This window comes from Sedimentitalea sediminis (genome assembly GCF_042687825.1).
Classification (GTDB): Bacteria; Pseudomonadota; Alphaproteobacteria; order Rhodobacterales; family Rhodobacteraceae; genus Sedimentitalea.
Map to the genome: position 1 here is coordinate 69,077 of NZ_JBHUQE010000001.1, position 13,180 is coordinate 82,256.

At 62.2% G+C, this 13,180-nt stretch carries 13 protein-coding genes; 8 read left to right on the forward strand and 5 right to left on the reverse strand.

Annotated features, from left to right (window positions below; translation table 11 throughout):
* The first annotated feature begins 5 nt into the window (after positions 1-5).
* Positions 6-788: an MlaA family lipoprotein gene (locus tag ACFMPD_RS00345; protein WP_380990315.1), complete on the forward strand. Its 783-nt coding sequence runs from the start codon at positions 6-8 to the stop codon at positions 786-788.
* Positions 778-1,386 carry an MlaC/ttg2D family ABC transporter substrate-binding protein gene (locus ACFMPD_RS00350; RefSeq protein WP_380990318.1) on the forward strand — a complete coding sequence of 203 codons (609 nt, stop codon included), beginning with the start codon at positions 778-780 and terminating at the stop codon, positions 1,384-1,386. The genes ACFMPD_RS00345 and ACFMPD_RS00350 overlap by 11 nt, the downstream gene beginning before the upstream one ends.
* A 3-nt stretch (positions 1,387-1,389) precedes the next feature.
* Here ACFMPD_RS00350 and ACFMPD_RS00355 read toward each other — a convergent pair whose 3' ends face one another.
* The gene (locus tag ACFMPD_RS00355; RefSeq protein ID WP_380990320.1) at positions 1,390-3,597 is read right to left on the reverse strand and encodes a transglycosylase domain-containing protein; all 2,208 of its coding nucleotides are present in this window, start codon (positions 3,595-3,597) and stop codon (positions 1,390-1,392) included.
* Between the two features lie 255 nt (positions 3,598-3,852).
* Between ACFMPD_RS00355 and ACFMPD_RS00360 the strand changes: the two genes are divergently transcribed.
* A complete protein-coding gene (locus ACFMPD_RS00360; protein ID WP_380990322.1) occupies positions 3,853-4,191 on the forward strand; it encodes a P-II family nitrogen regulator in 339 nt (112 codons plus the stop codon).
* A gap of 27 nt (positions 4,192-4,218) precedes the next feature.
* Positions 4,219-5,541: an ammonium transporter gene (locus tag ACFMPD_RS00365; protein ID WP_380990325.1), complete on the forward strand. Its 1,323-nt coding sequence runs from the start codon at positions 4,219-4,221 to the stop codon at positions 5,539-5,541.
* Between the two features lie 106 nt (positions 5,542-5,647).
* On the opposite strand, the gene ACFMPD_RS00370 is transcribed toward ACFMPD_RS00365, so the two are convergent.
* Together ACFMPD_RS00370 and sseA are read right to left on the reverse strand one after the other, a co-directional pair.
* Positions 5,648-6,832, reverse strand: a complete 1,185-nt coding sequence (locus tag ACFMPD_RS00370; protein ID WP_380990327.1) for an amino acid aminotransferase — start codon at positions 6,830-6,832, stop codon at positions 5,648-5,650.
* On the reverse strand, positions 6,832-7,686 hold the full coding sequence (gene sseA / locus ACFMPD_RS00375) for a 3-mercaptopyruvate sulfurtransferase (RefSeq protein WP_380990330.1): 855 nt from the start codon (positions 7,684-7,686) through the stop codon (positions 6,832-6,834). Before sseA ends, ACFMPD_RS00370 begins: the two co-directional genes overlap by 1 nt.
* 180 nt (positions 7,687-7,866) lie before the next feature.
* Here sseA and ACFMPD_RS00380 point away from each other — a divergent pair, with 180 nt between their 5' ends.
* Both ACFMPD_RS00380 and ACFMPD_RS00385 read left to right on the forward strand, forming a co-directional pair.
* A complete protein-coding gene (locus ACFMPD_RS00380) occupies positions 7,867-8,454 on the forward strand; it encodes a hypothetical protein (protein ID WP_380990333.1) in 588 nt (195 codons plus the stop codon).
* A gap of 21 nt (positions 8,455-8,475) precedes the next feature.
* Positions 8,476-8,817, forward strand: coding sequence for a hypothetical protein (locus ACFMPD_RS00385; protein ID WP_380990336.1), 342 nt, complete (start codon positions 8,476-8,478; stop codon positions 8,815-8,817).
* A 27-nt stretch (positions 8,818-8,844) separates the two neighbouring features.
* Here ACFMPD_RS00385 and smpB read toward each other — a convergent pair whose 3' ends face one another.
* On the reverse strand, positions 8,845-9,321 hold the full coding sequence (smpB, locus tag ACFMPD_RS00390) for an SsrA-binding protein SmpB (RefSeq protein ID WP_380990339.1): 477 nt from the start codon (positions 9,319-9,321) through the stop codon (positions 8,845-8,847).
* Between the two features lie 167 nt (positions 9,322-9,488).
* Between smpB and ACFMPD_RS00395 the strand changes: the two genes are divergently transcribed.
* Positions 9,489-10,625, forward strand: coding sequence for a lytic murein transglycosylase (locus tag ACFMPD_RS00395; RefSeq protein ID WP_380990343.1), 1,137 nt, complete (start codon positions 9,489-9,491; stop codon positions 10,623-10,625).
* 6 nt (positions 10,626-10,631) lie between these two features.
* Here ACFMPD_RS00395 and ACFMPD_RS00400 read toward each other — a convergent pair whose 3' ends face one another.
* Entirely contained in the window at positions 10,632-11,450 is an 819-nt protein-coding gene (locus ACFMPD_RS00400) for a sulfotransferase family protein (RefSeq protein ID WP_380990345.1), read from the reverse strand.
* A 145-nt stretch (positions 11,451-11,595) separates the two neighbouring features.
* Between ACFMPD_RS00400 and ACFMPD_RS00405 the strand changes: the two genes are divergently transcribed.
* The gene (locus ACFMPD_RS00405) at positions 11,596-13,173 is read left to right on the forward strand and encodes a DUF5928 domain-containing protein (protein WP_380990348.1); all 1,578 of its coding nucleotides are present in this window, start codon (positions 11,596-11,598) and stop codon (positions 13,171-13,173) included.
* Positions 13,174-13,180 lie beyond the last annotated feature (7 nt).

The following is a 13,180-nucleotide window of genomic DNA, read 5'->3' on the forward strand; positions in this document are numbered from 1 at the left end:
TTTGCATGAGACTGACGCAACGATCTAAAAAAAGCGTTTGCGCCATTCCGCTGATGCTGGCTTTGGCTGCCTGCGCGGCGCCCGAACCCGGAACACGGTCCAATGATGCACCGTTCGACCCTTACGAGTCCGGCAATCGCAATGTTCATCAGTTCAACCTGGCGGTGGACCGTGCGCTGTTCCGCCCGGCCTCAAAGGGCTATACCCAGATCATTCCCGACCCGATCGAAGACAGTTTCAACAGTTTTTCCGCCAACTTGTCCGAACCCGGCGATGCCGCGAATTTCCTGTTGCAGGGCGACTTTCGCCAGGCCGGCATTTCGGTTGCCCGGTTCCTGATGAATTCCACAATCGGCTTTGCCGGTCTGGCCAATCCGGCCAGCGATTTCGGTATTCCCGAAACCGACACCGATTTCGGTGCGACCCTGGCGGTGTGGGGCTTTAGCGAAGGTGCCTATATCGAACTGCCCTTGTTTGGCCCCTCGACCCAGCGCGACTCGGTCGGGGTGTTCGTCGATTTCTTTACCAACCCGCTGACCTTTACCGCGGAACTGCCGCTGGACAATATCGGGTTTTACGCCAACGCTTTGGAACGGCTCAGTGACCGGGGTCGCTATTCGGACACGGTCGATTCGATTCTGTATGAAAGTGCTGACAGCTATGCTGTGGCCCGCCTGATCTATCTGCAGAATCGCCGCTTTGAACTGGAAGGCAGCCGTGGCGATGCCTATGTCGATCCTTACGATTCCCAATCCTTCGACCCTTACGAGGACCCATATGCCGAGTAATTCACTGTTTCGCCGAGATTTTCTGACCACGATCAGCGCCGCCGCCGGCGTTGCGGCCCTGCCTCTGCCTGTCTTGGCGCTGACCGAAAGCAGCGCGCGCAATCTGGTGGACAAGCTGGTGGGCGAGATCAACGCGGTGATCGCATCGGGAAAATCCGAAGCCGCGATGATCCGCGATTTCGAAAAGATCTTCGTGCGATATGCTGATGTGTCGATCATGGCGCGCTATGCGCTGGGCAGCGATGCCCGCAGCGCCAGTTCGGCACAGATACGGTCGTTCACCAAGGCGTTCCAAGGCTATATCTCGCGCAAATACGGCAAAAGGTTCCGCGAGTTCATCGGTGCCACGATCGAGGTGAAATCCGCGCGCAAGATCAAAAGCGGCTACGAGATTCGCAGCATCGCCAACTTGCGCGGCGAAGCGCCTTTCGAAGTCACCTTTCTGGTTTCTGACAAATCCGGCAAGCTGCTGTTTTTCAACATGTTCATCGAGGGCGTCAACATGCTGTTGACCGAGCGCACCGAGATCGGCGCGATGCTGGACAAGCGCAAGGGCAATCTGGACAAGCTGATTTCGGACCTGTCCAGCGCCGGTTGACGACTAACGGTCGTTCGCCCGTGCCGGCTGGCCGTTGCCGCCGCCGAAGATGTCGCGCAACATCTTGTCGACCACCGATCCGAATCCGCCGCCATTGCCACCCCGCTGTGGCTGGGTCGGGGCGATCGGGTCGCGCATCGGCAGGGGCGACGGCGCCACCCCCTGATGCACGCGAATCATCGTTTCCCGCCAGATTTCGGCGGGCAACCCGCCGCCGGTGACGCCGGACAGGGGGGTGTTGTCGTCATATCCCATCCAGACCCCGGCGACATATTCCGCCGTAAAACCAATGAACCAGGCATCGCGCGCGGCCTGGGTTGTGCCGGTCTTGCCTGCCGACTGCCAGCCCGGCAGCGCCGCACGGCGACCGGATCCCTCGGACACCACCTTTTCCATCATCCAGATCAGCTGTTCTGCGGCCTGTTTCTGGATCACCCGCTCGCCGATGCCGCCATCCGCCCCCATCAGCGGGTCGCGATCGCCCAGCAGCTTCAGTTCGGTCAACCCGTAGGGCGTCACCGACGAGCCCCCGTTCAGGATGCCGGCATAGGCCCCGGTCATCTCGATCAGCGTGCTTTCCGAGGCCCCCAGCGCCAGCGCCGGCCCCAGGGCCAGGTCGCTTTCGATTCCGAACTGGCTGGCCACATGCCGCACCAGATCCCGTCCGGCCTGTTCCGACACCTTGACCGCCGGCACGTTCAGCGAATCCTTGAGCGCGTCGGCCAGGGTCACCGGACCGTAATGCCGGTTGGTATAGTTCTTGGGGCACCAGCGGCCAGACCCGGGAATGGACATGCAGAACGGCTCGTCAACGACGGTGTCCAGCGGAGATGCCCCCAGGTCCAGCGCCGTGGCATAGACAAACGGCTTGAATGCCGACCCGGTCTGCCGCTTGGCCTGGATGGCGCGGTTGAACGCCCCGGCAACCTTGGTTTCGCGCCCGCCGACCATGGCGCGCACCGCGCCATCGGCCGACATGACCACGATCGCCGCCTGCGCCTTTGAGCCGGGCCGGACCTTTTCCTTGAAGATATACTGCATCGCCTCTTCGGCCGCGGATTGCAGTCGCCGGTCCAGGGTGGTGCGGATGATTACATCCTCGGTGGTGTTGCGGGTAAAATACTCGGGTCCGCTGGACATCACCCAATCGGCGAAATAGCCGCCGGCCCGTTCGGCCGCAGCCTCGGACAGCTGCGCCGGGTTGCGCCGCGCGTCCTGCGCCTGGTCCGCGCTCAGGTATCCCTGCTGCTCCATCAGGCCGACGATGACATCCGCCCGGTTCTGCGAGCGCGTCAGGTTGTTGGTCGGCGCAAAGCGCGACGGGGCGACCAGCAGCCCGGCCAGCATCGCGGCCTCGGCCGGTGTGACCTTCGAGGAAGACTTGCCGAAGTAGCGCTGGCTGGCGGCCTCGAAACCGCGCGCCCCCGCGCCCAGAAAGGCGCGGTTCATATAGATCGTCAGAATCTCGTCCTTGCTGTATCTCACCTCCATCGCCAGGGCATAGACGGCTTCGGAAACCTTGCGCCACAGGGTTCCGCGCCGGCATTTCGCCTCGTACTGGCGTTCCGTCATTCCCGATTTCGGATCGAACGGCTCGCCCAGACACAGCAGTTTGGCCGTCTGCTGAGTGATCGTCGAGCCGCCATGGCCCGACAGCGGGCCACGCCCCTCGCTGAGGTTGATCCGGACGGCGCTGGCGATACCGCGCGGACTGATGCCGAAATGGCGATAGAACCGCTTGTCCTCGGTGGCGATGATGGCGTTCTTGACATGCGGCGATACCGTGTCAGTGGTGATCACCCCGCCGAACTGATCACCCCGCCAGGCAAAGACCTCGCCCTCGCGGTCCAGCATGGTCACCGAGCCCTGCGCCCGGCCGTCCAACTGGGCGTTCACATCCGGCAGCGTGGAATAGACATATCCGACCCACAGCGCAACGATCATGCTGATCACCGCCCCGACACGCCAAGTGATGCGCCAGATCAGTCGCAGGACCCAACCGATCAGCCGCCCGAAAAATCCGCGAATCCCCCCCGAACCGCCGCCCTTACGCCGGGCCGGCCGGCGTTTGCGCGCCGTCGGTTTCGCCGCCGGTTTGCGGGCGGTTTTCGGCTTGGGCCGGGCGCGCGCGGACTTTGCCGCCGTGCGCGCGGTCGCGGAATAGCGCTTGTCGGCCACCAGCGGCGGTTTGCGCGGTTTCTTCGTGGTCATGATCAGCCCTGCCCGGCCCTGTGTTTCGGCGACATTACCCTGCCCTTTACGGATTGTTGAGGGGGAGAGTGCATAACCCGACACCTTTGACGCCTGCACATTTTTTAGCCTTTTGGTGCAATTTGTGCAAAAAATGTGCAAATTTTCAGTTTTCCCAGCGCTCTTTCCACTTGAATCGCTTTCCAACCCGCCCCGCGCCGGCTTTTTTCTGCAAGTGCAAAATGCAGGACGACCTGCCAACCGAAAGGGTAAAAGGTGAAACTCATCATAGCGACAATCAAGCCGTTCAAGCTGGAAGAGGTCCGCGAAGCGCTGACCCTGGCTGGCGTGCGCGGCATGATGGTGACCGAAATCAAGGGGTTCGGATCGCAGTCCGGACACACAGAAATCTACCGCGGTGCGGAATACGCGGTGAACTTTGTCCCGAAAGTCAAACTGGAACTCGTGGTGCCCGCTGCAATGGCAGATCAGGTCATCGCGACCATCGCCGAAACCGCCAGGACCGGCAAGATCGGCGACGGCAAGATATTCGCGCTGGACGTCGATCAGGCGATCCGCGTGCGCACCGGCGAAACCAACGAGGACGCGCTGTGAAGACGCGGCCAGAAAAGGGTTAAGACAATGAAACTTTCCAAGATACTTCCCGCGGCGGCGCTGATCGCGCTGCCTTCGCTGGCGCTGGCACAGGACGCGGACACCACGCCGACCATCGCCGATCTGGGCTTTATCCTGAACACTTTCATGTTCCTCGTGATGGGGGTTCTGGTGTTCTGGATGGCCGCCGGTTTTGCCATGCTCGAAGCCGGCCTGGTGCGATCCAAGAACGTGACCATGCAGTTGACCAAGAACATGGCGCTGTTTTCACTGGCCTCGCTGTTTTATTACCTGCTGGGCTATAATCTGATGTATCCGGGCGACGGCTGGACCGTTCCGGGCATGCTGGGCGCATTCTCGATCACCGGGCTGGAACCGGTCGGGCTGAGCGGCGCCGAACCGGACCTGACCTATGCGTCGGTCGGCTCGGACTTTTTCTTTCAGTTGATGTTCTGTGCCGCCACCGCGTCGATCGTGTCCGGTGCTGTGGCCGAACGCATCAAGCTGGGGCCGTTCCTGATCTTCGTGCTGGTGCTGACCGCCGTGATCTATCCGGTGCAGGCCAGCTGGAAATGGGGCGGCGGCTTTCTGGACGAGGCCGGGTTCCTGGATTTCGCCGGCTCGACCGTCGTGCATTCGGTTGGTGGCTGGGCAGCTCTGACCGGCGCGATCATCCTGGGTCCACGAATCGGAAAATACAGCAAGGACGGCCGTGTCGTGCCGATCCCCGGATCGAACCTGGCGCTGGCAACCCTGGGCACTTTCATCCTGTGGATGGGCTGGTTCGGATTTAATGGCGGGTCGCAGCTGTACATGGATACCGCGGCCAATGTCGCCGACATCAGCCGGATCCTGGCCAACACCAACACCGCCGCCGCCGCTGGCGCCGTCACCGCCCTGATCCTGACGCAGGCGCTGTTCCGCAAGCCGGACCTGACGATGATCCTGAACGGGGCGCTGGCCGGGCTGGTGTCGATCACCGCCGAACCGCTGACGCCGTCGCTGCTGTCGGCCACCCTGATCGGTGCGGTTGGCGGGGCCATCGTGGTCTTTGCCGTGCCGTTCCTGGACCGGCTCAAGATCGACGACGTGGTCGGCGCGATTCCGGTACACCTGTTTGCCGGCATCTGGGGCACCATCGCCGTGGTCTTTACCAACCCCGAAGCCTCGCTGGTGACCCAGATCTATTCCATCCTGGTCGTGGGCGCCTTTGTGGTCGTGGCCTCTGCGGTGGTCTGGTTCATCCTCAAGGCAACGATGGGCATCCGGGTCGGCGACGAAGAAGAGATCAACGGACTGGACATGGCGGAACTGGGCATGGAGGCCTATCCCGAATTCTCCAAGGGCTAGGCCCTGACCCGTACACGAAACAGCAAGGCCCCGGTGCATACGCGCCGGGGCCTTTTTCTGGTCTGTTGTCTTGCGCCCCGCACCCGAGGGCGGGCGGCATTGGGCGTCAGACGCCGGCGTCGACGATAGCCTGCGCCAGAATCGGCACGGTCTGGGCATTCAGTCCGGCGATGTTGATGCGGCTGTCGCCAACCATGTAGATGCCGTTCTCGGCGCGCAGCTTTTCGACCTTTTCCGGCGTTGTGCCCAGGCGCGAGAACATACCCCGGTGCTGGGCGATAAAGGCGAACCGATCCGACCCGGACCGCTGCCGCAACTCGTCCGCCAGCGACTGGCGCAGGCCCAGCATCGACAGGCGCACCTCTTCCAGCTCGGCCGCCCAATCCGCCCGCAGGGTGTCGTCGGTCAGAATCATGGTCACCAACCGGGCACCGTGATCGGGCGGAAAGGAATAGTTCTGCCGGTTCAGAAAGGCCAGCGTGTCCTGATTCAGCCCGGTGCGGGCGGCATCCTGGCTGACCGCCATCAACAGGCCGGTGCGTTCGCGATAAATGCCGAAATTCTTGGAACAGCTGGCTGCGATCAGGCATTCGGGCACCTGGCTGGCGACCATGCGGGTGGCGGCGGCATCCGCATCAAGGCCGTCGCCAAAACCCTGATAGGCAATGTCGATCATCGGCACCAGACCGCGTTGGTTCAACAGGTCGATCACCGCCTGCCATTCCACCGCGTTCAGATTGGCGCCGGTCGGGTTGTGGCAGCAGCCATGCAACAACACCACGTCGCCCGCCCGTGCGGTGTTCAGATCCGCGATCATGCCGGCGAAATCGACGCCGCGCGTCTCGTTGTCGAAATAGCGATAGGGCACGGTTTCCATGCCCAGGTATTTCAGGATCGACAGATGGTTCGGCCAGGTCGGGTCAGAGACAAAGACCCGCGCCTCCGGATTGGCCATGCGAATCAGCTCGAACGCCTGGCGACAGGCGCCGGTGCCACCGGGCGTGGCCGCCGCCCCGACATTGGCGCGCGGCACCGCGTCGCCCAGAATCAGGCCGATCATCGCGTCCGAATAGGCCGGATCGCCCAGCAGCCCGACATAGGCCTTGGTTTCCTGCTCCTGCCACAGCTTGTGCTCGGCGGCCTTGATCGCCCGCATCACCGGGGTGACGCCCTGGGCGTTCTTATAAACGCCGACGCCCAGGTCGATCTTGTCCGTGCGCGGATCCTCGCGATACGCCTTCATCAGGGCCAGGATCTTGTCCGCGGGTTGTGCCTGCAGATTTTCGAACATCATGCGTCTCCGGTCGCGACGGGAAGGGTCGGAAAGGCGCCCCATTCGGCCCACGAGCCATCATAGAGCGAATGGTCGGTCTTGTTCAGGCGCTCGAGCGCCAGGCTGAGAACAGCCGCAGTCACGCCCGAACCGCAGGTCGTGATCGCCGGTTTGGACAGATCGACGCCTGCTGCCTGAAAGACCGCGCGTATGTCATCCACGGGTTTCATCGTGCCGTTCTCGGTCAAAAGCGTGTCATGCGGCACGTTGCGCGACCCCGGGATATGACCGCCGCGCAGGCCTTCGCGGGGCTCGGGGTCGTCACCGCGAAACCGGCCGGACGGGCGCGCATCGATAATCTCGTGATCGCCCAGCTTGGCGGCCTGACTGACCTGGGTGACATCGCGCACCAGGTGGTTCTGCACGCGCACCGTCATGTGCCGGTCGCGCACCATCGGCGGCAAATCCTCGACCGGGTGGCCCTCGGCCTGCCATTTCGGAAAGCCGCCATCCAGCACGGCGACATTGTTCTGGCCCATCAGACGGAACAGCCACCAGACCCGCGCTGCCGACATCAAACCGGCGCCATCATAAACCACGACCTGGTGGCCGTCGCCCACGCCCATCGCCCGCAGGCGGGACATGAATTTCTCGACCGGCGGCACCATGTGCGGCAACTCGGACCGCAGATCGGCAATTTCATCGATATCAAAGAATCGCGCGCCTGGAATATGCGCCTGGTCGTATTCCGCCTTAGGGTCGCGCCCCTCTGCCGGCAGATACCACGACCCGTCCAGGATGCGCAGATCCGGATCCTTGAGATGCGCGGCCAACCAGTCGGTCGAAACCAGAGTTCTTGGATCATCCTGCATGTAAGACAGCCCCCATTTTCCTTCGCGCTCTTTGCTACGCGTCTGCCGCCAGCGTTGCAAGACCGCGGTGTCCGTGAAAGGCCTTGCGACCGCCGGGCACACCATGTCGGCGCACTTGCCCGAAATTCGCGCGCTGTCGGCCCGATATGTGGTAGAGTGATCCATATTGGAGATCGCATTATGATTGTTTCGTATTTCAAACACGCGGTGCGGGGTCTGCCCCTTGTCGCCGCGTTGCTGCTAAGCGCCGGGTGTGCCGGACTGCAACTGGTGCCCGCCTATGACCCCGAGATTGAAAAGGGGCTGAATACCTATCACGTCGGGGTGCTGGATTTCATTTCGACCATGGAAGCCACGCGCGTATCGGTTTCGGGCACATACAAGGGGCAAAGTGTGCGTGCCTATTACGCCGCCTCGGATGCGGCGCTGGGAAATCTGGTGGTACAGGCCGAAGCCAACGAACCCGAGGGCAGTTGCGGTGCATCGCGTCTGGCCGGTCTGGGCCTGCAGGAACTGGCGCGGCGGACCGGCGAACTGGCCGCCGATCTGGACGAAAGTCTGGGCGGTGATACCGTCGCGGCCGAAGCCGAACTGACCCGTGGCAGTTGCACCGTCATCACGCTGAGGGCGCTGCAGGAAAACCACAGGTCGATGCAAGCTCTGCATCGCATGGAGGGCCGGCTGGTGCCGCCGGTCTCGACCATCGCGCGCGATCTGCTGAACGATTCCGTCCGCATCGCGCTGACCACTGAAAAGGCCAAGAAATAGCAATTCGTGAGAGAATTTGAGATGCTAGACCTCGAAAGCTTGGAGCCACGCATACTGGCACCGAAAATGCTGCAGACCGCCTCGGAGATCGCCGGCCCGCTCTGGGCCGAAATCAGGACGACGGCGACCCATGAATTCAAAGTGCTGGCCAGCCGCATCCGCGAAATCGGCGCCGCGGTCGCCGAGGGTGATCTGAGCAAGAGCGCGGCGCGCATCCTGCTGCGCATGGCCCGGCGCAACCTGATTGCGACGCTGGCCATGCTGACGACCATGATCGAGGCGGCGGTGCAGAAACTGGTCAACGGCGTCTTGGCCCAGATCCGCGAGCACGTGAACGCAGCGATCGGATTCGCCGTGCTTTAGGCGCGGATCAGGCCACGACGGACGCGATCAGCGATTGTCCTTCAGCAACCGCTGTTTCTGCCGCGACCAGTCGCGTTTGGCCTGGGATTCGCGCTTGTCGTGGTTTTTCTTGCCCTTGGCGATGCCGATCTTCAGCTTGGCCAGGCCCTTATGGTTGAAATACATCACGATCGGTACCAGCGTCATGCCCTTGCGCTGAGTCGCGTTCCACAGGTTGGACAATTCCTTGCGCGAGACCAGCAGCTTGCGCCGCCGCCGTTCCTCGTGGCGAAAGGTCTTGGCCTGATCGTAGGGAGCGACATAGCTGTTCACCAGCCACAATTCGCCGTCCTCGACCGTGGCATAGCTTTCGGCGATATTGGCGCCGCCGGCGCGCAGCGACTTGACCTCGGAGCCTTCCAGCAGGATGCCGCATTCCAGATCGTCCTCTATGGCATAGTCGAACCGCGCCCGCCGGTTTTCGGCGATCACCTTGTAATTCGGGTCTGATTTCGTCTGTGCCATGGCCGGCAGATGTAGGCGCTTGGCCGCGCTTGTGCAAGCGACGGCCGCAGCATGGCAGGGCCGCACTTCCGGTCGCGTTTTTCCGCCCGAACGGGCGTCGATGGTTTGCCAGCGCGTGCAGGTGCGCTATGCATGGGCAAAACAACCAGAGGTAAAGGGCGGACAAGATGCGGATTTCGCGGAGGATGGTATCGCTGGGCATTGCAGCGACGGCTTTGACCGGCTGCGCGGGGGCGGGCGGATCGCCGGCACCGGCACCGCGCATGCGCGCGGTGCCCAATGCCGGTTATGATGCCTGGGTTGCGCAGTTCAAGGGCCGTGCCGCCGCCAAGGGCATTGCCCCGGCCACCATTCAGCAGGCGTTTCGCGGCGCGGGATACCTGCCCGACGTGATCGAGCGCGACCGCAATCAGACCGAATTCAAGCGCTCGCTTGAGGATTATCTGGCCATCGCCGCATCGGACGAGCGGGTCAGCACCGGCAAGGCCATGCTGCGGCAGTACAATGCCACGCTCAGCCGGATCGAGGCGACATACGGTGTGCAAAAACAGATCGTCACGGCGATCTGGGGGCTGGAAAGCCGCTATGGCGCGCGGCGCGGCGACGTGCCGGTGGTCTCGGCCCTCAGCACGCTGGCCTATGACGGGCGGCGCGGGTCGTTCTTTGAAAGTCAGTTGATCGCGGCGCTGAAAATCCTGCAGAACGGCGACACGACGCCGGACAGGATGACCGGCAGCTGGGCCGGCGCAATGGGGCATACCCAGTTCATTCCCACCTCGTATCTGGCCTTTGCGGTCGATTTCACCGGTGACGGGCGGCGCGACATCTGGTCGGACGATCCCACCGACGCGCTGGCCTCGGCGGCCGCGTATCTGGCAAAGAACGGCTGGGTGAAAGGTCAGCCCTGGGGCGGCGAACTGGGTTCGGCGGCGGCCAGTTCGGGCACGCCCACGGCGGTGATCCAACCGCAGAAACCGGGTCCGAAATTTGCGGTGTTCCGCAATTTTTCGGTGCTCAAGCGCTATAACAATTCCGACAGCTACGCGCTGGGCGTCGGGCATCTGGCCGACCGGATCGCCGGCGGCGCGCCGCTCAGGACCTCTTTCGGTCCGGACGCGACCGGGCTGACACTGGAAGATCGCAAGGACCTGCAACGCCGCCTGACCGCCGCCGGGTTTGACACCGATGGCGCGGACGGGGTGATCGGGGCCAAATCACGCGCGGCGATCAGTGCCTATCAGCGCAGTGTCGGCCTGCCGGCAACCGGCACGCCGTCGCCGGATCTGTTACAGCGCCTGCGCTGATTGCGCCTAGTCTCCCAGCTTGGCGTGCACCTCGTGCAGATCGATCTCTGCGATGGGTGACCGGTTGGCCGGGTTTTCGAAATCATAGCGGAACAGGTCGAAATCTCGTTTGTAGATTTCGTAAACCAGATGCATCGACAGATCGTCGAAATAGTCCTCGACCGGATGTGCCCGTTTCGGGCCATGCCCCTCGCTTTCATTGAACCGGGGAATGCGTGACAAATCGACGGAATGCGGCGTCGCGGTCGCGTTTAGAACCTGCGCCATGCCCTGGTCGAACCGCTCGGTCCAGAATATGTTGTCATAGCGGCCGCCGTTGATGATGAAGGTCGAGATATGACCCGACATCGCCGACCAGTGAATGTCCGGGTCCATCGGTCGGCGCCAGCGAATGGTGTCGCGCACGAACAGCAGAAAGCGGCGAAAGGCGCGGATTTGGTCAAAGTCCTGCCGGCCATCCGGGCCGCCGACCTCGATGCCATAGCGGGCGGTCAGCATCGGCACCAGGTTGCCGCGATACCGCTGACCATTGCGTTGCACCCCGCAGATCTTGTCAAAGAACGAACTCAGGATACGGCTGTAAGGGTTGCGCACGCAGGTAAAGGCATAGGTATCCCCATCCAGAACATTGCGCGTGATTTCCGGCTGGCTGGCCTCGTTCGCCCATTTGTGCAGACCGGTCTGCGCGTCATGGATGTCGCCGTCAAAGAACCTGCCGTGATCGGAAAAATACATGATCTGCCCGATGGTCGAGCAGGCGCATTTGGGCACGACCCGATACAGCATGCTTTCGGACTCGGTCATCCAGATTCCCGGAAATCCCATATTGTCTGCCCCCCTGCCCCGGTAGTCTCTTTGGCGAACCGGGTGTTCCGGCGCGAAAAAAGCAAACCGCAGCGGTTTATTCAATCGCTCTTCGCATCTATCAAGACAGAAAGTCTGCTATCAAAAGGTGTACCCAGTCTGAACCATGGCCAAGATTGCCTACATACTTTTGTGCCACAAGGACCCGGATGCGATCATTCAGCAGGCCGAGCGGCTGACTGCCGCTGGCGACTACATGTCGATTCATTTCGACCAGCGCGCCAGCGACGCCCAGTTCAGACAGGTCCGCACCGCCTTGCAGGACAATCCCAACGTCACTTTTGCCCGCCGCCGGGTTCGTTGCGGCTGGGGCGAATGGTCACTGGTTCAGGCCACGCTGAACGCGGTCCGGGCGGCCGTCGATACCTTTCCGCGGGCCACGCATTTCTATCTGTTGTCTGGCGATTGCATGGCGATCAAAACTGCGGAATACGCCCACCGGTTTCTGGACGCGAACGATGTCGACTTTATCGAAAGCCACGATTTCTTTGACAGCAACTGGATCAAGACCGGTCTCAGGGAAGACCGGCTGATCTATCGTCACCTGCTGAACGAACGCAAGCACAAGACGCTGTTCTATGCCTCGATCAACCTGCAGCGCCGATTGGGACTGGGGCGTGCCATTCCTGCTGACCTGCAGGTACAGATCGGCAGCCAGTGGTGGTGTCTGCGCCGCCGCACCATCGAATGCATTCTGGATTTCATCGACCAGCGGCCAGATGTGGTCCGGTTCTTTCGCACCACCTGGATTCCGGACGAGACCTTTTTCCAGACCCTGGTGCGACATCTGGTGCCGGAACCGCAGATCAGCTCGCGCACGCTGACCTTTCTGATGTTCACCGATTACGGCATGCCGGTGACTTTTTACAACGATCACTATGACTTGCTCTTGGGTCAGGATTTTCTGTTCACGCGCAAGATCAGCCCCGAGGCCACCGAGTTGAAAGCGCGGCTGGGACGGATGTATGCGGAACCTGATCTGCAGTTCCGCATCTCGGACGAAGGCCGCAATCTGCACCGGTTTCTGACCGGACGCGGCCGCATCGGCTGCCGGTTTGCGCCGCGGTTCTGGGAAACCGAAAGCTCTCTGGGTCGCGAACGCGAACTGATGGTGCTGGTCTGCAAGAAATGGCACGTGGCCAAGACCGTGCTGGAGCGGATCCGCCAACTGACCGGCCTGCCCGCGGTGGCATACCTGTTCAACGAAGAAGACACGCCCCTGCCCGACCTTGGCGGCATCCAGAACAGCCTGCAAAAACGCAACCGGCACCGGCGGGCGCTGCTGCGACTGCTGTTTGACCATTTCGACACCGATCGGTTGGTCATCTGCCTGGATCCCAGCAGCCTGGAGCTGTTGCAGGATTTCTATTCCGACAAATCGTTGACCCGCATGCTCGAAATCGATTGCCAGTTCAGCGACGACTATCTCGCCGGTCATGCCCGCCGCATCGGGTTGACCGGCGATCACACCGAACCGGCCACGCTGCGGCGGCTGTTACCCACGATGCGCAACGATATCCTGTACGAGGTCGAGCGCATCCGCGATGCAGGGTTTCCCCGCCATGGGCGCATCTCGGAAAGCGCCCCGCCCGAACGAAACGCCGACAAACTGACCGAGTTTTTACCGATCACACCGGAACAGGGGCTTGAAATCGCCCGGACAGAGGCCCTGTTCGACGATTGATGTCAGC